This window comes from Pseudomonas mercuritolerans, from assembly GCF_025706525.1.
In the GTDB taxonomy this organism is placed as follows: Bacteria; Pseudomonadota; Gammaproteobacteria; order Pseudomonadales; family Pseudomonadaceae; genus Aquipseudomonas; species Aquipseudomonas mercuritolerans.
Genome location: NZ_JAMSHA010000003.1, coordinates 202,705 through 221,931, shown reverse-complemented (window position 1 = coordinate 221,931; position 19,227 = coordinate 202,705). Strand labels below are relative to the sequence as shown.

General features: G+C 58.0%; 20 protein-coding genes, 3 pseudogenes and 1 riboswitch. Of the genes and pseudogenes, 13 read left to right on the top strand and 10 right to left on the bottom strand.

Annotation, left to right across the window (positions count from 1 at the left end; translation table 11 throughout):
• Positions 1-148: 148 nt before the first annotated feature.
• The 6 genes from ND528_RS09445 (at position 149) to ND528_RS09420 (ending at position 3,803) form a co-directional block, all read left to right on the top strand.
• Positions 149-1,486 carry a saccharopine dehydrogenase C-terminal domain-containing protein gene (locus ND528_RS09445; protein ID WP_137214957.1) on the top strand — a complete coding sequence of 446 codons (1,338 nt, stop codon included), beginning with the start codon at positions 149-151 and terminating at the stop codon, positions 1,484-1,486.
• Positions 1,487-1,527: 41 nt separating this feature from the next.
• Positions 1,528-2,250, top strand: a complete 723-nt coding sequence (locus ND528_RS09440) for a hypothetical protein (RefSeq protein ID WP_130910056.1) — start codon at positions 1,528-1,530, stop codon at positions 2,248-2,250.
• Between the two features lie 26 nt (positions 2,251-2,276).
• Complete coding sequence (locus ND528_RS09435; protein WP_241662851.1) at positions 2,277-2,990, top strand: hypothetical protein; 714 nt, start codon at positions 2,277-2,279, stop codon at positions 2,988-2,990.
• A gap of 14 nt (positions 2,991-3,004) precedes the next feature.
• Positions 3,005-3,343, top strand: a complete 339-nt coding sequence (locus ND528_RS09430) for a hypothetical protein (RefSeq protein WP_137214997.1) — start codon at positions 3,005-3,007, stop codon at positions 3,341-3,343.
• 17 nt (positions 3,344-3,360) lie between these two features.
• Entirely contained in the window at positions 3,361-3,525 is a 165-nt protein-coding gene (locus ND528_RS09425) for a rubredoxin (RefSeq protein WP_130910057.1), read from the top strand.
• A 74-nt stretch (positions 3,526-3,599) separates the two neighbouring features.
• Positions 3,600-3,803, top strand: a complete 204-nt coding sequence (locus tag ND528_RS09420) for a hypothetical protein (RefSeq protein ID WP_130910058.1) — start codon at positions 3,600-3,602, stop codon at positions 3,801-3,803.
• 70 nt (positions 3,804-3,873) lie between these two features.
• Here the strand turns inward: ND528_RS09420 and ND528_RS09415 are convergent, their stop codons facing one another.
• Positions 3,874-4,479: a LuxR C-terminal-related transcriptional regulator gene (locus ND528_RS09415; RefSeq protein ID WP_263470179.1), complete on the bottom strand. Its 606-nt coding sequence runs from the start codon at positions 4,477-4,479 to the stop codon at positions 3,874-3,876.
• A 113-nt stretch (positions 4,480-4,592) separates the two neighbouring features.
• Between ND528_RS09415 and ND528_RS09410 the strand changes: the two genes are divergently transcribed.
• A complete protein-coding gene (locus ND528_RS09410; protein WP_263470178.1) occupies positions 4,593-6,200 on the top strand; it encodes an ATP-binding response regulator in 1,608 nt (535 codons plus the stop codon).
• Positions 6,201-6,219: 19 nt separating this feature from the next.
• On the opposite strand, the gene yecR is transcribed toward ND528_RS09410, so the two are convergent.
• The gene (yecR, locus tag ND528_RS09405; RefSeq protein WP_137214960.1) at positions 6,220-6,528 is read right to left on the bottom strand and encodes a YecR family lipoprotein; all 309 of its coding nucleotides are present in this window, start codon (positions 6,526-6,528) and stop codon (positions 6,220-6,222) included.
• A 200-nt stretch (positions 6,529-6,728) separates the two neighbouring features.
• Positions 6,729-6,800: pseudogene (locus ND528_RS28340) on the bottom strand (hypothetical protein); the annotation flags it as partial.
• A 61-nt stretch (positions 6,801-6,861) separates the two neighbouring features.
• On the opposite strand from ND528_RS28340, the pseudogene ND528_RS09400 reads away from it, so the two are divergent.
• Both ND528_RS09400 and ND528_RS09395 read left to right on the top strand, forming a co-directional pair.
• Positions 6,862-7,085 (top strand): annotated as a pseudogene (locus tag ND528_RS09400) (bile acid:sodium symporter); the annotation flags it as partial.
• 169 nt (positions 7,086-7,254) lie between these two features.
• The gene (locus ND528_RS09395; protein ID WP_263470177.1) at positions 7,255-8,217 is read left to right on the top strand and encodes a toll/interleukin-1 receptor domain-containing protein; all 963 of its coding nucleotides are present in this window, start codon (positions 7,255-7,257) and stop codon (positions 8,215-8,217) included.
• A gap of 11 nt (positions 8,218-8,228) precedes the next feature.
• On the opposite strand, the gene ND528_RS09390 is transcribed toward ND528_RS09395, so the two are convergent.
• Complete coding sequence (locus ND528_RS09390; protein ID WP_263470176.1) at positions 8,229-8,873, bottom strand: hypothetical protein; 645 nt, start codon at positions 8,871-8,873, stop codon at positions 8,229-8,231.
• Between ND528_RS09390 and ND528_RS09385 the strand changes: the two genes are divergently transcribed.
• Positions 8,855-9,184, top strand: coding sequence for a hypothetical protein (locus tag ND528_RS09385; protein WP_137214963.1), 330 nt, complete (start codon positions 8,855-8,857; stop codon positions 9,182-9,184). The genes ND528_RS09390 and ND528_RS09385 overlap by 19 nt on opposite strands.
• A gap of 191 nt (positions 9,185-9,375) precedes the next feature.
• Here ND528_RS09385 and ND528_RS09380 read toward each other — a convergent pair whose 3' ends face one another.
• On the bottom strand, positions 9,376-10,548 hold the full coding sequence (locus ND528_RS09380; protein WP_263470175.1) for a cystathionine gamma-synthase: 1,173 nt from the start codon (positions 10,546-10,548) through the stop codon (positions 9,376-9,378).
• Entirely contained in the window at positions 10,545-11,921 is a 1,377-nt protein-coding gene (locus tag ND528_RS09375; RefSeq protein WP_130910639.1) for a pyridoxal-phosphate dependent enzyme, read from the bottom strand. The genes ND528_RS09380 and ND528_RS09375 overlap by 4 nt, the downstream gene beginning before the upstream one ends.
• A 364-nt stretch (positions 11,922-12,285) precedes the next feature.
• Here ND528_RS09375 and ND528_RS09370 point away from each other — a divergent pair.
• Positions 12,286-13,385 (top strand): annotated as a pseudogene (locus tag ND528_RS09370) (5-methyltetrahydropteroyltriglutamate--homocysteine S-methyltransferase); the annotation flags it as partial.
• 127 nt (positions 13,386-13,512) lie between these two features.
• Here the strand turns inward: ND528_RS09370 and ND528_RS09365 are convergent.
• Genes ND528_RS09365 through ND528_RS09355 form a run of 3 tightly spaced genes read right to left on the bottom strand, consistent with a single transcriptional unit; the run spans position 13,513 to position 16,300 of the window.
• A complete protein-coding gene (locus ND528_RS09365) occupies positions 13,513-14,277 on the bottom strand; it encodes an ABC transporter ATP-binding protein (RefSeq protein WP_212616526.1) in 765 nt (254 codons plus the stop codon).
• Entirely contained in the window at positions 14,274-15,290 is a 1,017-nt protein-coding gene (locus ND528_RS09360; protein ID WP_137214966.1) for a FecCD family ABC transporter permease, read from the bottom strand. Before ND528_RS09360 ends, ND528_RS09365 begins: the two co-directional genes overlap by 4 nt.
• Positions 15,287-16,300 (bottom strand): ABC transporter substrate-binding protein, encoded by a 1,014-nt coding sequence (locus ND528_RS09355; protein ID WP_137214967.1) that lies wholly within the window; start codon positions 16,298-16,300, stop codon positions 15,287-15,289. Before ND528_RS09355 ends, ND528_RS09360 begins: the two co-directional genes overlap by 4 nt.
• A 139-nt stretch (positions 16,301-16,439) precedes the next feature.
• Positions 16,440-16,633, bottom strand: a riboswitch (cobalamin riboswitch).
• Positions 16,634-16,842: 209 nt separating this feature from the next.
• On the opposite strand from ND528_RS09355, the gene ND528_RS09350 reads away from it, so the two are divergent.
• Both ND528_RS09350 and map read left to right on the top strand, forming a co-directional pair.
• Positions 16,843-17,070: a ParD-like family protein gene (locus ND528_RS09350; RefSeq protein ID WP_137214968.1), complete on the top strand. Its 228-nt coding sequence runs from the start codon at positions 16,843-16,845 to the stop codon at positions 17,068-17,070.
• A complete protein-coding gene (gene map / locus ND528_RS09345; RefSeq protein ID WP_137214969.1) occupies positions 17,067-17,858 on the top strand; it encodes a type I methionyl aminopeptidase in 792 nt (263 codons plus the stop codon). Before ND528_RS09350 ends, map begins: the two co-directional genes overlap by 4 nt.
• Positions 17,859-18,061: 203 nt before the next feature.
• Here map and ND528_RS09340 read toward each other — a convergent pair whose 3' ends face one another.
• Positions 18,062-19,216 carry an ABC transporter ATP-binding protein gene (locus ND528_RS09340; protein WP_137214970.1) on the bottom strand — a complete coding sequence of 385 codons (1,155 nt, stop codon included), beginning with the start codon at positions 19,214-19,216 and terminating at the stop codon, positions 18,062-18,064.
• Positions 19,217-19,227: the final 11 nt, after the last annotated feature.

Here is a 19,227-nt window from a genome sequence, read left to right as displayed (position 1 = left end):
AGGACATCGTCTTCGCAGACATCAACCTATGGTGGTCAGTCGCAGACTCAGCGATTATCGACTGCCGAGTGTCGATAGTTTTTGCAATATTGGTACTTCGCGACCGCGCGCCTGTATGTGAATAGGATTTACGTAAAGGACTCTACGTATGCAAACTATAAGTCGGATTGTCATTGTCGGATTTGGTAGCATTGCCCAGGCCTTGCTGCCCCTGATTAATGAACGTTTTCAGGTCGATGTTGTAATCTTTGATAAAGATCTGGACGTCTCCAAACAGGCCATTGCGCAAGAATATTCAGCGACTTTGATAAAGAAACTGATTACCCCGCATAACTTTGAAGAGGTTATAGGGCCTTTTCTGAATGACCAGGTTTTTTTGTTGAATCTGGCTGTTTCGGTCTCCACTCAATCATTGATAATGTTGGCTCAGAGGCACGATGCACTGTATTTGGATACTTGCATCGAACCTTGGGAATACACAGCCGAAGTCGAATCAGGCCTGACCAGCAATTTTGCTTTGCGGGAGGGTCTCAAGCGTTTTACAAAACAGCAACGCCCTGATGGTGCAACGGCTGTTGTCGCTCACGGTGCCAATCCGGGATTCATTTCCGTGTTGCTGAAAAAAGCATTGACGCAAATGGCCGCGGTCAATGACGTTGCTTATAAAACCGGGGATCGCGAAGATTGGGCTGAACTGGCCGAGCGCTTGGGTATCAGGGTCATCCAGATATCCGAGCGCGATACTCAAGTCTGCGGAGATCAGCGTCCGGAACAGCACTTCATGTGCACTTGGTCGGTGGACGGTTTGATTACCGAATGCCTGCAGCCAGCAGAACTGGGCTGGGGCAGTCATGAGGTCAGATTGCCTGAAGCGGCGATTCGCAACGATTACGCGATAGCCATGAGTGAGCAAGGGCGTGAGGTCAGAGTCAGAAGCTGGTCTCCGAACTATCTGGACTTTTCCGGTTACCTGTTGACCCACAATGAGTCGCTGTCGATTGCCGAATATCTGACCGTAGGCGATGGCGATAACCCCCGCTATCGCCCTACCGTTTATTACGCATACCACCCCTGTGACCAGGCCGTGGCTTCAATGTCCCTGCTGGACAATGGAAATGAACAGCGGGTGTTAACCAAGGAGGTATTAAAAGACGGCATTGTTTCCGGTATCGATGAACTGGGCGTGTTTCTGATCAGTGACAAGTATCCGTCAGTGTGGATGGGCTCGAATCTGTCCATTGGCAAGGCACGCAAGATGGCCAAATACAACAGCGCTACGAGTCTGCAGGTGGTGTCCAGTATTGTCGCTGGAATGGCGTGGGCGCAGGCCAATCCTCGGGCCGGAATTCTGGAAAGTGAATATCTGGACTGGGAGTTCATCTACGGAATCGTTGAAAAGTACTGGCAGCCGATTGTTTTTCAGCAGACCGAATGGCGACCGGATGCCGCCACTGATGCACTTTTGTTTGGCAATTTTCTGGTCTGAGTGTTTTCCAGGTTCTTGTTCAATCTATCAAGGAAGAATGTATGTCGATGGCAACCGGCGCGATCACGCGCACCACTCCCGATGCTTCCGCAGTCTTGTCTGGTTTCAGCTTTCCCGCAGTGGAACTGAACGAGTCGGAGCGCGAGGAATGGAGGGAGATATTTTTCGATTCGGTAATCACAGAATATGACGCGCGCCGGTTGTACTGGTATCTGGAAGGTAATTATCCAGAGGTCTTCAAATCCCTCGAAGACGTGCTCAATCCTTGGTTGAAAGATGAAATTGACCATGCCTACGGTTTTGCGCTTATTTATGCTTCGTATTCGGCTATTCCTTTTGATGAAGTTTCACTGAGTGTTGAGCTGCGCAAGCCGGACTTCAGCATTGTCGATAACATTGCGGCTGATCCGCTAAAGCTGTTGGTGACTCTTGCTTATGACGAGATCATCACGACGCACGTTTATCATCGCAGCATCGCAAGCTACGATAACTTCAATTCGGAACAGTTGTCGGCATGGATACGTAAAACCAAAAAAGACGAAGTAACGCACTTCTTCGCCTTCGTAAAAAAAGCCAGGGAATTGTATCCGCGAAGAATTCAGGAAGTGCCTGCGATACTCGAGGAGATTTTTCAAATTGATTTCGAGAAGCCCAGTTACACCGGAACATTCGTTTTGGATCATAACGCGCCGGATTTCCCGATTTCCCGGCAGGAAATCAAGGACATGATTATTCCGGCAATTGTAAAAAAATTCAGTGAATGACTGCATGAAATCGGGAGAGAAATAGCATGGAAGCGGCTTTCTTGAAAAAGCGTAACTGGAGTTCAAGGGCTATTTTCGAAGATGTCGCTACCAGTGGATGGATCAATCCTGGCATCGATCAGTCTTTTAAGGCGTTTTTTATGGCCGATCTTGTGTCTGAATACGACTCTGTGAATCTCTATAATTTTTTGTACACCCGGCGTAGAGAATTTTCCCCTTATTTCGTTCAGTACCTGGATTTCTGGTATGCCGATGAGCGCAATCACGCGGACGGATTCTTCGAGCTGAACCGGCTGGTCTTTGGCGCTGACGAACGTGAACTCATCAATTACCTGAAAGGTCGTGTTGGCGATTTCACAGGGCTTGAAGACATACTTGCCAGTGAATTCAATCTGCTCCTGTTATTCGCTTACGACGAATACGTTTCGGTGAAAACGTACAAGAAAGACACCTTTTACCAGGACTTCGGCCATCCCGGATTCAACTTGTGGATCAAGAACCTGATCGCCGACGAAGCCATTCATTTTGGCAATGCGATAAAAATTTTAAAGACCTTTCACGCCGATAAGCTTGATCGGGCGGAGAGCATACTGCGAAAAATTGGTGGCTTTGAAGGTGCAGAGTACAAAAACACGTTTCTGTTTGACCACGATGGCCCACATTTTCAGTTGGACAGCGACGAAGTAGGCGAAATTGTTATCAATGAAATCCTGTCAATCCTGCAGAAGAGATCTTTGTGAAAAAAGAACATTACATAATCATCGCTCTTTTGCTGATGGTCTTTGGCGAGATACTGACAATCTACAGTGAGGTCTACGCCTCCAAGCTTCCGGGCAAGGTCTTGGAAACCCCCGGCATGTTCATCAAACCGATGTTCTTGATATGCATAGCCGGGATCAGTTTGGTTCTGGCTTATTGGCTCGGCTATCAAGGTACCGGGAATATCTGGGTGGTAACGGTCGCTTCATTGACGTTGTTGCTGGTGCTGGAGCCTATTGTGATCTACGCCATGCTCCGCGAGTTGCCGCAACGCGGCGCATTGATTGGCTTCATCCTTGGCGCTGCCGGCCTGATTTCAACCGTCGCACTTTAAACAGAAGGAGATCGATGATGTTGACGCAAGAACAGACTAAAACCTGCACCGTTTGCGGTTACGAATACGATCCGGCGACCGGAGATCCGGAAAACGGAATTGCGCCCGGTACGGCCTGGCAAGACGTTCATGAAGACTGGCTATGCCCGGACTGCCAAATGCCCAAAGCAGATTTTGCCTGATTGGCGCGATTAGCCGAGTGGCTCATCTGGCCCGTTGAATCTTTACAGGCAGGCGAAACAGGCCTGTCTGAATCATGCTGGAACCTGCGGCATCAACCCAGGACATCGAGTCACGCAATTACAACGCCGCCGGTGCGGTCACCTCCAGATACAGCGACAACGCCACCACGCCGTCGGTCAGCACGTTGGTCAAACCCTGGGGCGACGGCTGCCTTTACTACGCCTGTGTTCAATGCTTGAGCCAAGGCGACATTGCTGGCTTTACCACTCACCAGTGACGCGATCTATACCGATCGCCAGTAAGCCAATCAGGTTAATACCCAAGAGCCGGGGCTGCACGGCTGAGCCTCAGAATCCTGCGGAAAACTTTACTGCCGCGGCCGCCCGCGTCGGCACATCCAGCGTACGCAACAACGAGGACACATGGATGCGTACCGTGAACGGGGAGATATCCAGTTCACGGGCGATTTCCTTGTTGGTTTTGCCTTGCGCGATCAAACGCAGCACGTCTTGTTGACGCGGCGTCAGCGTTGTCGCAGTTTCCAGCGGCAACAGGCCGGACGGCGCCGACTTCACCAGCACCTCACCATTGCGGATCGCCAGAATCGCCTGGCCGATTTCATCCGGCGCAATGTTCTTGCCGATAAAACCGTCAATGCCCGCCGCCATGACTTCACTGATCAGCGCTTGATCGTCGATCATCGACACCACGATCAGCGTGGTGCGCGGCAATCGTTGGCGCAAGTCGGCGAGCTGGCTGATGCAGGTCAGCCCGGGAAAACGCAGATCGAGCATCAACGTGTCCGGCTCGTTACCCAGCGCCAACAGCCCCAGCACAGCGTCGAAGTCTCCGGCTTCTTCGGTATCCGCACTCGGCAGCAAGCGCTGCACAGTACGCAACATCGCTTCGCGAAACAGTGGGTGATCGTCGGCTATGATGATCCGGCACGTCATGATGCGACCCTCCCTGGGTCAGGCGTGATTCAAGGCCTGCACCTTAGCACTGGACGCGAAGGTTGCCTGTAGGCTGCTTCCGAAACTGCAATTGCTGCACAAGGACGTTTCCCATGAAGTTCGAGAAAAACACCGAACTCGACCAGGCCAACCTGCGCATCATCATCGCCGCCATCGCGGTGGTTTACATGGTCGTACTGGTCTTTTTGCCGGGCCATCGCTTCGAGACCTACCTGCCGGTCATCACCTACATCAGTCTGTTCCTGCTGGCGTCGATCGTGTTTCGGCAAGCCATTGCGCGTTGGCCGGGGCATTACCCGGCGCGGCGGATTTTTGCCATGGTCCACGATTACACCGGTACCTGTTTTGGTCTGGTGATTGGCGGCGAGGCGGCGCTGCCGCTGTATGCGGTGATGGTCTGGGTCAACCTCGGCAACGGCATGCGCTACGGCTCGCGCTATCTGGCGATCGCCACCGGCCTGGCGCTTACGGCGCTGCTGGTGGTCTATCGCCTGACGCCCTATTGGCAGGCGCAGCCGTTCATGGTGTTGATGCTGCTGATCACCAGCACGGTGATCCCGTTTTATGCGCACTTGCTGTTGGAGCGTACGCGCAAGGCGTCCGAAGAAGCGGTGGCGGCGAATCTGGAAAAGTCGCGCTTCCTCGCGCAGGCCAGTCATGACCTGCGTCAGCCGATACATTCGATCGGCTTGTTTACTGCCTGTCTGCGTGAGTCGCGCCTGGGCGAAGACGAGCGCCGGCTGGTGGATAACATCGATCGATCGCTGCTCAACGTCTCGCAGTTGTTCCGGTCGATTCTCGACCTTTACACCCTGGATAACGGTCGGGTCGAGGCGAAAATGCAAACGCTGAACCTCGGCGAATGGCTCGCGGACATAGTCCGCCAACATCAGGAAGCAGCGCGTTGGGCGGGCGTCGAGCTGCGCCTGCGACCGTGCACCTATTGGGTCAGAACCGACCCGGCGCTGCTGGCGACCATGGTGCAGAACGTGCTCTCCAACTGCTTCAAGTACGGCGCCCAGCGTCCGGTGTTGATCGGCGTGCGTAGACGCGGAGCAGGGCTGGCGATCGTCATTTATGATTGCGGCAACGGCATCGCCGAAGAACATCTGCAGAAGGTCTTCGAGGAATTTTATCGCGTGCGGCAAGTGCGCGATAAAGACGTCGAAGGCGTGGGGCTGGGGCTGTCGATCATCAAGCGTCTGGGTGAACTGATCGGTGTGCAAGTGGCGCTGCGTTCAAAGTTGGGGCGCGGCACGGCGGTGACCCTTGGCGGTTTGCCGATCGTAGCGGCACCGCAGTCACTGGTTGTCCGCGGTGAAGCGCGGCAAGCGGGTTTGCTGACGGGGCTGAAAGTGTGCCTGGTGGAGGATGACCGCAACGTGTTGCTGGCAACTTCAGCATTGCTTGAACGCTGGGGCTGTGTGGTGCAGGCCGAGTGGTCTGCTGAAGATCTGCACACCGACTGCGACATCATCGTCGCCGACTATGACCTCGGCACCCACGCTACCGGCATCGAGTGCATCGATGAGGTGCGCAAGCAACGCGGCTGGGCAGTGCCGGCGATGATCATCACCGGGCATGACGTCGAAAAGATCCAGGCTGCCTTGCACGATCGACAGATTGCGATTCTGTCGAAGCCGGTGCGTCCCGCCGAGTTGCGCGCAACTCTGCGCGGGTTGCGCGACCGGCAGCTTTAGCGTCGAAATAATCGAGCTGTCATCGCTTGCAGAGGTAGTCCTGAGTAATGGTGGTTTGCAGGCAATTGAACTTGCCCATGGTGCGGCAGATGTTTTTTTCCGAGCCGGTGATCTCGGCAGTTTTATAGCCCCACGTTTTGCAGCGTTGCTCGGCGATAGTCAGGCCTTGCTCGGCGTTGGTCTGGCCGCTTTCGAATTGGCCCAGTTCATAAGAGACCTGGACGACGCCATCGGTTTTGCTACCGCCGGTGGCTTCCCATTGTTTCGGCGTGGCGCAGCCAGTAAGGAAAAGTGCGCTAAGGGTGAGTGTTGCGATCAGGGATTTCATGAGTGTTTCTTCCTTGGTGTCGTTCTAAATTGCGGGCACAACGATCCCGCGCGCTGCGAACGGGCAACGATGGGAGCGTCTTGAGGGTGCAGGGAATATAGCGCCGAGGGGGCGAAGGGTCGACTAGCACAAATGTACTAGTGCAACGTCGGGCGACTCGAATGAGGCGCCCGCCATTGAGGTATTACACCGGCGCGGTGCTAGATTTTCGCCAGTGCCTGCGCCAGGTCGGCACGCAGGTCTTCGACCCCGACCGAAAGCCGCACACCGCTGCTCTTGACGCTGCTGCTCAATGTCCTCGGCGACGGCGGCGCGACCCTCGACGCGATCGTCAATCACGAAGACCGCACCACCATTCTGTTCTGCGGCTCGAAAAAGAGCGTGGCCACCGGGGAACCGATGGCGCAGGTGTTGTTTGCCGGCAGCACTATCGGCGTGCTGATTTTGACGCTGATGCTGTTCCATCAGATTCAGTTGATGGTCTGCTCGGTACTGGCGCAGTGTTATGCGAAACGGCCGGAGCCGGGTCGGATCTGATGGCGCAGGTTGACCCATAACCCTTTTCAGTTCCGGACAAGATGCCATGCATAGCGGCAGACGGCGAAATCAATCAGATGCCGCGTGCGATGCCTTGAACGAAAGTGGCTTGCAGACCGTTGATCGGCCATTATCCTGCTCGGAAAGTTGTGGCTGCCAGTGCCACTGATATCAAAGGGATCTGGTCGAATGCTGGAAGAAAAAAAGAAGGACGCGATTTTTATTTCTTACGCGTGGGGCGGGCCGCTGGAGCACAAAGAGTGGTTACGCCAGCGCATCATTAAGCCTTTGGACTGGAAATATCGCGTGTTCTGGGATCGGGACAGTATCGGTTTCGGTGAGTCGATCGACAAAACTATTGCCCAAGCGCTGGGGCAACGCCCTGTCAGCGTGTTCTGCATCTGTGACAGCGACTACCTCGTCGCGGCACAACGGGTCAATTCAGGCTTATATCGGGAACTCCAGATGCTGACGCAAATCGCTGACCATGACGGCGTCAGGATAATTCCGCTGATTTTCGATGCTGACAGCGCGGCGGACTTGCCCGAGCCGCTGGCAGGCAGGGCGTATCTGAATATTCACCCGCTGCTTGAACGCGGCCTGGATTTGAGCACCGTATTGCTGGGTGTAGCTGAAGGCGCGACACAGGCACAAGTGAACACTTACATGGCCGGAAGGCTCAGGGCTAATGACCTGCGCCAGCGCGCCGTTGACTATTTTAGCCGACAGAAAATGGAGCTCTGGGGGAATGCACTCACTCATGAGGTGCGGGTATGTCAAGCCGGAAGGCCTCCGCGTTTGCTGCTCCCCGCGCAGTGGATGTGCGACAGCGACGAGTGGGGGTTCATGCTCGATGACGATAATCCCACGTACTGCCCTTCGAAGGGACGCTGGCATTGGGATTATTCCAGCCCGTCCCGGGGCATGCGTGCTCTGGGGACAGCGACCATTTCGGCTTTTTTCCCGGATCGAAAGGCTCCGGACGATCAAGTTATGTTTGCAACGGCAGGTGCTGTTCTAGCCCGAAGCGTATTCGCCATGACCTACAAGACCGAGGCTTTCAATCTCGCACCTGCCGAGTTGATCAATCTCATGATCAATGACGCCGAAGGCTATGCCGCGCTGGAGCACCTGTTGCCCCCAGCTAAATAACCTCTCGCCCGCTACTGTGCAGGCAGCCCGTGCTGTTGAGTGCTGCTTGCCGGAGGGGCGGATAATGTTGACTGGGCGCTCGTTGCTGCAGGCGGCAAGGGTGAATTTAGGGACACCAATGGATATACGGCAAAAGCGAGGCCGAGAATGCCGACGAAGAACCCGCCGGTGGTGTAGTACTTCTGCTGCCTTTTCTCTTTATCATTTACGGAGAGCAGTTCACGTATTTGGTCGGCTAACGGCTCCATGGACTGCGCAGGGGTCGTCAACTGCTCCCGCAGACGCTCGAGGTGGATTCTGATTTCCTTGGGCATGCCTTCGAAAGGTTCCGTCTCTTTCATCTGTTTGATATAGCTCTCCACCAGATCCCGATGAGATGCCAACTCGGTGTTCCGGCCCGTTAGTATTTCCCTGAGCAGTCGTTGAAGAATCCAGTAGATGCGCTCATTCCTGACCTGGCGAGAAGCGGCAATCTGCAAGATTTGCGGCCATGAAGGCTGACTGATTTTGATGGCCAGGATCAAGTCCACTTCAAACTCCTTTTCCCATTTTGATTTGAAATATTCTTCAAGTGCAGACGTCAGGATCCAGGCAAGAAACATGAATGCACAAATGAGGAGGGCGAAAGCTATAGTGATTGCTATCCAGTCTGGCATTAACGTTCCATTTTTTTCATTGCGTAGGTAAAAGTGGTTTAGAGCTCGAAGTAGAGTTGGATCAGCGTTGCCGACCAGCCGAATCTATCACACGGGCACTTGATTCTGCCCGGCAGCAAGGCAAAGCGCCATCGTCTACCCCGCACGGTGAAAAGTGGCTGCTGGTGGAAACAGTGGATGGGAAAGATTTGAGACAGGCAAATTGGGCGTTGGCTGCTATGCAGTCGTCGTTGACAGCCTATCAGCCTAAAAAAGCCTGTGCGATTGGTAGCTTTGTTAGGCTCAAAGATTTAGGTGAAGATGCAGACTAATGCGCAATCGGCTAGCTAGAACTCCGTGCTGGATCCAGCCCTTACGCCGTGTAAAACAGCCGAGGCCGTACTTTTTCAATTTGGCCCACTACTCTGAGAAGCTCGGTCAACCTTGGAAGCCAGAAATCAGTACTGGCCGCCTAGTCGAACGATAAAGCCCGCCTTGTGCGGGCTTTATCGTTTTTGTAACGTCAGATCGATCGTAGTGCCTGAGCCAGATCGGCGCGCAGATCCTCAACATCCTCAACCCCCACCGACAACCGCACCAGCCCATCACCAATCCCCAGCTTCGCGCGGGTTTCCGGTGGAATCGTCGCGTGGGTCATGATCGCAGGGTGCTCGATCAGGCTTTCCACACCGCCCAGACTTTCCGCCAATGCGAAGATCTGCACGTTTTCCAGAAACCGCCGTGCGCCGGCCAGGTCGCTGTTCAGATCAACAGAAATCATCCCGCCAAAACCACGCATCTGCCGCTTGGCCAGTGCGTGCTGTGGATGTGAGGGCAGGCCCGGATAGTAGACGCGTTTGACCTGCGGTTGCTGCTCCAGCCACTGCGCCAGGTCCAGGGCGTTGCTGCAATGGCGCTCCATGCGCAGCGCCAGGGTCTTCACCCCGCGCAAGGTCAGGAACGCATCGAACGGCCCGGAAATCGCGCCGACGGCGTTCTGCAGGAAACCGAGTTTTTCCGCCAGTTCGGCGTTCTGCCCGACCACGGCAATGCCGCCGATCACGTCAGAGTGGCCGTTGAGGTATTTGGTGGTCGAGTGCAGGACGATGTCGAAACCCAACTCCAGCGGGCGCTGGATGTATGGGCTGGCGAAAGTGTTGTCGGCCACGCAGATGATCCCGCGCGCGCGGCAGATGCGTGCAATCGCGGCCAGATCCGACAAGCTCAGCAGTGGGTTGGTCGGCGTTTCGACCATGACCATGCGCGTGTCGTCCTGCAGCGAGGCTTCGAACGCCGACAGATCGGTCAGGTCGACGAAGCTGAAACGATGCCCGGCGCTGCGCTGACGAACCTTGTCGAACAGGCGGAATGTGCCGCCGTACAGGTCATTGCCGGAAACGATGTGCGAGCCGGCATCGAGCAGTTCCAGCACAGTGGAAATCGCCGCCAGGCCTGAGGCGAAGGCGAAGGCGCGAGTGCCGCCTTCGAGATCGGCGACGCAGCGTTCCAGGGCAAAGCGCGTCGGGTTGTGTGAACGGCCGTAGTCGAAACCCTTGTGCACACCGGGGCTGTCTTGCAGGTAAGTGGAGTTGGCATAGATCGGCGGCATCAGCGCGCCGGTGGTCGGGTCCGGTTCTTGCCCGGCGTGGATCACCCGGGTGGCGAAGCCTTGGGATTTATCGTCGTGCTGACTCATGCAAGGGATCTCCGTAATTGGTTGAGCATGTCGGTGCGGGTGATCAGGCCATGGAAGCCGGAGGCGTCGGCGATGATCGCGACGAGGCCACGGCTGAGCACCGATTCCAGCTCGGCCAGGCTCGCGGCCGGGGCGAGGGTTTGCAGTTTGTCGGTCATCACGCTGGACACCGACTGGCTGAAACGTGCGGCATCTTCGTGGACGCCAAGGAGGATGTCGGACTCGTCGATCACGCCCACCAGTTGCTTGCCTTCGACCAGCACCGGCAGTTGCGAAACGTCCGCCAGGCGCATGCGCTGGAACGCTGTGAGCAGGGTGTCGTCCGGGCCGACGCTGATCACTCGGCCATCCTCGAAACGCCGTGCGATCAAGTCGCGCAGGTCGCCATAGCCTTTGCGTTGCAACAGGCCTTGATCGGTCATCCACTGGTCGTTGTAGACCTTCGACAGGTAGCGCGTGCCGGTGTCGCAGACGAAGCTGACCACGCGTTTCGGCTCGGTCTGTTCGCGGCAATAACGTAGCGCGGCGGCGAACAGGGTGCCGGTCGATGAGCCGCCGAGAATGCCTTCGGCCTTGAGCAACTGGCGCGCGTGATCGAAGCTTTCTGCATCGCTGATCGAATAGGCGTGGCGCACGCTGGACAGGTCAGTGATCGACGGAATGAAGTCTTCACCAATGCCCTCGACCGCCCACGAGCCGGGCGTCGGCAAGGTGCCGTCGCGGCTGTATTGCGCCATCACCGAGCCGATCGGGTCGGCGAGGACCATTTCCAGATTCGGTTGCACACGTTTGAAGAAACGACTCAATCCGGTCAGGGTTCCGGCCGAACCGACGCCGACGACGATGGCGTCCAGATCATGTTCGGTCTGCGCCCAGATTTCCGGTGCGGTGCTGCATTCATGGGCCAGCGGGTTGGCGGGATTGTTGAATTGGTCGGCGAAAAACGCGCCGGGAATGTCCTTGGCCAAACGCGCGGCGACGTCCTGGTAATACTCGGGATGGCCCTTGCCGACATCGGAGCGGGTGATGTGCACTTCGGCGCCCATTGCCTTCAAGTGCAGGACTTTCTCGGTGGACATCTTGTCCGGGACCACCAGCACCACACGATAGCCTTTGGCGCGGCCGACCAGCGCCAGACCCAGACCGGTATTGCCGGCAGTGGCCTCGACAATCGTCCCGCCCGGTTGCAGGCGACCGTCACGTTCAGCAGCGTCGATCATCGCCAGACCGATACGGTCCTTGATCGAGCCGCCGGGGTTCTGCGATTCGAGTTTGAGAAACAGCGTGCAGGGTCCGGTATCGAAGCGGGTGACCTGAACCAGCGGAGTATTGCCTATCAGCCCAAGCACGGCAGGGCGTGATTCCTTCGACATTTCTTCACCTCTTTATGGTGTTGATCGCGTTCCGATCGCGGGGAAAAGACTCGCGTGCAAATTAGGCGCAGACATCTTCTCTCGCAACCTTTAATCCTTGGAAAATCCAGCCATTTGGATCTAACGATAGAACGAAAACCGGTTTATTGCCCTGAGGCGTTCTGATCGTTCCCACGCTCCGCGTAAGAATGCAGGCGGGGACGCCCTGCGTCCCTATGGGCTGAAGATCGCAGCCTTCGGCAGCTCCTACACGGCCGTCTTTACATGAGTAGAACTTGTGATGATCTAGAATTTATTGAGTTTGTTTCACTAAGCACGGTTCCCGACAATACCCGCCATCGAATAAGCATTTGGAGTAGTTCTCATGGCACTGGCCCATTCCCTTGGATTTCCGCGCATCGGCCGCGACCGCGAACTGAAGAAAGCGCAAGAGGCGTTCTGCAAAGGAGAACTCAACGAGGCGGGCCTGCGTGACGTCGGGCGTAAGCTGCGCAAGGCCCATTGGGACTTGCAGAAAAACGCCGGCATCGACTTGCTGCCGGTGGGCGATTTCGCCTGGTACGACCAGGTGCTGACCCACTCGCTGATGTTCGGCGTGATCCCCGAGCGCTTCCGCCCGCATGACGGCAAAGCCACGCTGCAAACCCTGTTCAGCATGGCCCGAGGCAACAGCGGCGACGGCCACGGCCTAGAGATGTCCAAGTGGTTCGATACCGACTATGACTACCGCGCACCGGAATTCAGCGCCGACCAGCAATCCAGCTCGCTTGGGAGCAGCTGTTCGAAGAAACCGCAGAGGCCCGTGCGCTGGGTCACAACGTCAAACCGGTGATCATTGGCCCGTTGACCTACCTGTGGCTCGGCAAAACCAAAGGCGCCGACTTCGACAAGCTCGATTTGCTTGATCGCCTGCTGCCGCTGTACGGCCAGATCTTCGCCCGACTGGCGGCGTTGGGTGTGGAGTGGGTGCAGATCGACGAGCCGATTCTGGTGCTCGATCTGCCGCAGGACTGGAAGAATGCTTTCGAACGCGCCTACAACCAGATCCAGCGCGATCCGCTGAAAAAACTGCTCGCCACATACTTCGGTGGTCTCGGAGAAAACCTCGGTCTGGCGGCGAACCTGCCGGTCGATGGCCTGCACATCGATCTGGTGCGCGCGGCGGATCAATACCCGACCATTCTGGATCGTCTGCCGGCCTATAAAGTGCTGTCGCTGGGTGTGGTCAACGGTCGTAACGTCTGGCGCTGCGATCTGCAAAACGCGCTGGCGACGCTGCGCCATGCTCATGAGCGCTTGGGTGATCGCTTGTGGGTGGCGCCGTCCTGCTCGTTGCTGCACAGCCCGGAGGAGTTGAGCCGGCCAGACCACCTCGATGCGGAACTGAAAAGCTGGCTGGCGTTCGCCGTACAGAAATGCGAGGAGGTGGCCGTGCTCGCCGGGGCGGTCAGCGAGCCGCAAGCGTTGCGTGCGTAGCGCTTCGCAGGACTGAGCCTGCACAGTTCGCGTTTTACTCGGCACTCACTGCAATACACAAAACCCCTGTGGGAGCGAGCCCGCTCGCGAAAGTGGTGTGTCAGCTACACATGCATCAAGCGAGGAAGCGCAATATCGGCGCACCATCGAACGGGTCCGTCAGATAGTGCGCCCTGACCCCGAAAGTCGTCTGTAACCGCTCCGGCGTCAGCACGTGCAGCGGCTCGCCAAGCGCGACCAGACGCCCGCGCTCCAGCACCGCCAGGCGATCGCATTTGAGCGCCTGATTGAGATCGTGCAGGGCGATCAGCGTAGTCACCGGCAGTGCGCGCACCACTTGCAGAATGCTCAACTGATGCTGGATATCGAGGTGGTTGGCCGGCTCGTCGAGCAGCAGGATCTGCGGGCGCTGCGCCAGTGCGCGGGCGATGTGCACGCGCTGGCGTTCACCGCCGGAGAGGCTGCGCCAGAGGCGGTTGCGCAGGTGCACGGCGTCGACGTCGACCAGCGCTTGCTCGACGATGGCGTCATCGGCCGGCGACCACGGTTGCAGCGCCGACAACCACGGCGTGCGCCCCAGCGCCACCGCGTCGAACACGCGAATGCCATCGTCGGTATCGGCCTGTTGCTCAACCACTGCGAGTGTCTGCGCGATGCTGCGCCGTGACATCTTGCCCAGCGCCTGACCGTCGAGCTGCACATGGCCCACGCTCGGGTCACGCAGTCCGGCCAGCAATTTGAGCAACGTGGATTTACCCGAACCGTTCGGCCCGACAATGCCCAGGGTCTCGCCGCGCTGAACATCGAGACTGACACCATTGAGCAACTCGGCGCCGCGCACTTTGAAGCCCACACCCGCACAACTCAGAACCGTGTTCATCGCGCCGATCTCCGGCCTACCAGAATCAGCGCGAACACCGGCGCGCCGACCAGTGCGGTGATCACGCCGACCGGAATCACCTGACCCTTTATCAGGGTGCGCGACAGCACATCGGCGGCGATCAGAAACACCGCGCCGCCCAGCGCACTGGCCGGCAGCAGACGCGCATGACCGGTGCCGAGCAACAACCGCGCTGCGTGGGGAATCACCAGCCCGACAAAACCGATCGAGCCGACGATCGATACCATCACCGCCGTTACCAGCGCGGCGCAGCCGATCAACAGAATCTGCACGCGGCGCACGGCAATGCCGAGGGATGCCGCCGAATCCGCGCCAAAGGTGAACGCATCCAGTGCTCGCCGGTGGCACAGACAAACGACCAATCCCAATACAGCCACAGGTACTGCCAGCCACACCGACGGCCAGCGCACGCCGCCGAGATTGCCCAACAGCCAGAACATGATCCCCCGCGCTTGTTCGGAGCTGGCCGAGCGGGTGATCAGAAACGCGGTGAGGGCATTGAACAATTGCGAGCCGGCGATCCCGGCGAGAATGATCTGCCCGGTGCCGCTGGCCGAGCCGCTGACTCGCGCCAACAGAATCACCAGTACGAACGCTGTCACCGCGCCGGCAAAGGCACCGACCGACAATGAAATCGCCCCGGCACCGACGCCGAGGAGGGCGACCATCACCGCGCCGGTCGAGGCGCCTGCAGAAATACCCAGCAGATACGGATCGGCCAACGGATTGCGCAGCAGCGATTGCAGGATCACCCCGCACGTCGCCAGGCCGGCGCCGCAGGCCGCCGCGACCAGCGCGCGGGTCAGGCGATAGTTCCAGACAATGCCTTCGTCGATCGGGTCGAGCACATAACCGGCGCCCCACAGCTTGTTGGCCAGCACCTGCAACACTACGCTCGGCTCGATCGAAGTCTCACCAATGGCCACGCCGCCGATCAGCGCGACCGACAGCGTCAACAGCACCAGCAGCAAACGGATCAGGCGTCTGCTCATGGCAACAGGTCGTAGCCGTTGATCGCGCTGGCCAATTGTTCGAGGCCGTCGAAGGTGCGCAGGCTGGCCTGCATGGCCATGGCGTCAAGGATGATGATGCGGTTGTGCTTGACCGCGTCCATGTTGCGCGTCACCGGATCACTGCGCAGGAAGGCGAGTTTCTTCTGATAGTCGTCCGCCGGGAAACGTCGACGATCCATGCGCGCGATGACCAGGAAAGTCGGGTTGGCCTTGGCGATGGTTTCCCAGCCGACGGTCGGCCATTCTTCATCCGACTCGACCACGTTGCGCACGCCGAGGGTGCTGAGCATGAAATCGGGAACGCCTTTGTGCCCGGCCACGAACGGCTCGATGTCCATCTCGGCGCTGGAGAACCACACCAGGGCGCTGACGTCTTTGCGCTGCTGCTTTTTCGCCGTGGCGATCGACTGCGCGAGGCTGGCTTTGAGCTGCTCATTGAGCTGCTCGCCACGCGCCTGCACATCGAAAATCGCTGCGAGCTGGCTCACGGCTTTGTAGATGCTGTCGATGCGAAACGGCGCCAGCCGCGTGCCGTCCGAGCCGACGAGGTTGTCCTTGGCTTCGCAATCGGAGGGGAGCAGGTAGGTGGGAATCTTCAGTTCATGGAACTGCTCACGAGTGCCGACCGCGCCTTGCGGCCCGACCATCCATTCCAGCTCGACGGCAACCAGCTCCGGGCGTTTGGCGATCACCGCTTCGAAACTCGGCTCGTTGTCGGCGAGGCGCTCGATCCTGTCGTTCTGCGCTTTGTATGTGCCCAGCACGTCGTTGAACCAAAGCGAAGTGCCAACGACCTTGTCGCCCAGACCCAAGGCGTAGAGCATTTCGGTGCCGGCCTGGCCGATGGTCACCGTGCGATCGGGCGCGTGCTGAAAGGTCAGGCTGCTGCCGCAGTTTTCGACGGTCAGCGGATACGCGGTCGGCGCCGCTTGTGCCAGAGCGCAGAAGCTGAGAGCGGTGAGCAGGGTGGCAAGGCGGGGCAGCAGCATGGGGCAGTCTCCAGGAGAACCGTACGGGAGCGGGCGGGTACGGTTGGAAACACACCTCGGGCGCGGTCGTGGAAACTGCGCAAGGCCGGCACGGGGAAAATGCGCACGGCACGATGTCCTTCCCGGACACCCCGCCGGTTAGTCAGTCACTGTGCCGGCAGGTCTCCTGACTGATGCGTCATCGCCACGCTCCGGCCTTCCCGGGGTTCACCCAGTGGCAGTCGAGGAGCAGGCTCGGCACCTACAGTTGCGGGGGCAGTTCCGATTGATGCTGTGCAAGCATTTCGGATTCCCTATTAATTCCGTGTGGAAACCGGCGCGGGCATGGTAGTCGATCAGGCCGCTCAAGGGGAGCCGAATCTGCCTTTGTAGGAGCTGCCGAAGGCTGCGGTCTTTTGATCTGGTCTTTAACGTGCAAGATCAAAAGATCGCAGCCTTCGGCAGCTCCTACACGGGCGCATGTTTCCGTGGAGGAGCGTTTGCAATCCGGGGGTAAGCTTGGCTAATATACGATCCATATACACATCGTATCGGATTCATATATGGGCATCGTAAAGATTTCAGAGGACATGCACGAGAACCTGCGCATCTCCAGCAACGCCCTCAGCCGCTCGATCAACGCGCAGGCCGAGCACTGGATGCGCATCGGCATGCTCGCCGAGCTGCATCCCAACCTCGACCACAGCGCCATTTGCCGCCTGCTGATCCGCGCCGAACAGAGTGGTGGCCTGGATCTGCAACAACTGACTCAGGAAGCCGTCAGCGCATGAAAAACCAGATCAAGATCAATACCCCGGCCGACATCGAAAAATCCCGCGCCGCTGGCAAGCTCGCCGCTGAAGTACTGGCGATGCTGGTGCCGCATGTGAAGGCCGGGGTGACCACCGATGAGCTGGACCGGTTGTGCAACGATTACATCGTCAATGTGCAGAAAGCCGTGCCGGCCAATGTCGGTTATCACGGCTTTCCGAAAACCGTCTGCGCGTCGGTCAACGATGTGGTGTGCCACGGCATTCCATCGGGTACGCCATTGAAGGATGGCGACATCGTTAATCTCGACATCGCCGTGATCAAGGATGGCTGGTTCGGTGATACCAGCCGCATGTACGTCGTGGGTGAGGCGACTCCTGAAGCGCAGCACCTGATCAAGACCACTTACGACGCGATGTGCGCGGGCATTCGCGCAGTGAAACCGGGCGCAACGCTGGGCGATATCGGTTACGCGATCCAGAGCCTGGCGGAGGCGGAGGGCTTCAGCGTGGTGCGCGAGTACTGCGGCCATGGCATCGGCAAGGTCTATCACGACGAACCGCAAATCCTGCATTACGGCTTTCCCAATCAGGGTCTGAAGCTCAAGGCCGGGATGATTTTCACCGTGGAACCGATGCTCAATGCCGGCAAACGCCATGTGAAGAACATGCCGGATGGCTGGACGGTGCTGACCAAGGATGGCTCGTTGTCGGCGCAGTGGGAGCATATGGTCGCGGTGACGGAGAGCGGGTTTGAAGTGCTGACGGCTTGGCCGGATGAGATTGAAGGTTACCGCGCTATTGTCTGATACCTCGTCGTCTGTTTCCCTCACCCTAGCCCTCTCCCAGAGGGAGAGGGGACTGACCGAGGGTGTTCTTTCGAGGTCCGCCGACCTGGCATACCGAGTCGAACTCAGGTTTTGAACAGCACAAAGATCGGCTCCCTTTCCCCTCGCCCCCCGTGGGGGAGAGGGCTGGGGTGAGGGGGGTAGATCCAACTGACTCAGCGCAATCAATGAGCACCGGCAGCCTTGTTCAAATCGCTCTCGGTCCATTCGGTATAAACACAAGCATCCGCCGTCGCCCAGCGCACCCGGACCGGATCGCCAGCCTTGAGTGGCATGCCCGCTGCCGACAGCGCTTTCACCGTCATCGACGTCCCGCCCGCAGTGACCACGCTGCAAGTCTGGCTCTCACCGAGAAACAGCACTTCCACCACCTTCGCCGACACCTCATTCCAGCCCGCCGCCAGCGGCTCATCGAGCGCCTGCTGCGTGCTCAACGCCAAGGCTTTTTCCGGACGCACCATCAGCAGCACATCCTGATCAGTGTGCAACCCGGACGTCAGCCGAATCGACAATGACTGCCCCTCGAAACTCGCTGCCGCATTCCCTTGCGCCTTGAGCTTGAGGAAGTTCGAATTGCCCAGAAACGACGCGACAAACGCATTCGGCGGATTCTGATAAAGGTCATACCCGCTGCCCAAGCCGACAATCTTGCCGTGGCTGAAAATCGCGATGCGTTGCGACAGCCGCATGGCTTCTTCCTGGTCGTGGGTCACGTAAACGATGGTGATGCCCAGGCGCCGGTGCAGTTGGCGCAGTTCATCCTGCAAGTCCTCGCGCAGCTTCTTGTCCAGCGCGCCCAGCGGTTCGTCCATCAGCAGGATGCGTGGCTCGTAAACCAGCGCCCGGGCGATGGCGACACGTTGTTGCTGACCGCCGGACAGTTGCGAAGGGCGGCGATGGGCGAACTGTTCGAGTTGCACCAGCTTCAACATCGCATCGACGCGTTTTTCGCGCTCGGCCGTCGCCAGTTTGCGAATGGCCAGAGGGAAGGCGATGTTGTCGCGCACCGACAGATGCGGGAACAGCGAGTAACGCTGAAAGACCATGCCGATGTCGCGCTTGTGCGGCGGCACGTTGACCAGCGACTGGCCATTGACGAGGATCTCGCCGCTGCTCGGTGTTTCAAATCCGGCGAGCATCGACAGCGTGGTGCTTTTGCCCGAGCCGCTGGAGCCCAGGAATGTGAGGAATTCGCCGTCCTTGATGTCCAGCGAGATATTGTCGACGGCAGCAAAATCGCCGTAATGCTTGTTCAGGTTGCGCAGGCTGACCAGGGGTTTGTCGCTCTGCTGGGATGCGTCTTTGATCACGGCACTCATGTCGTACTCCT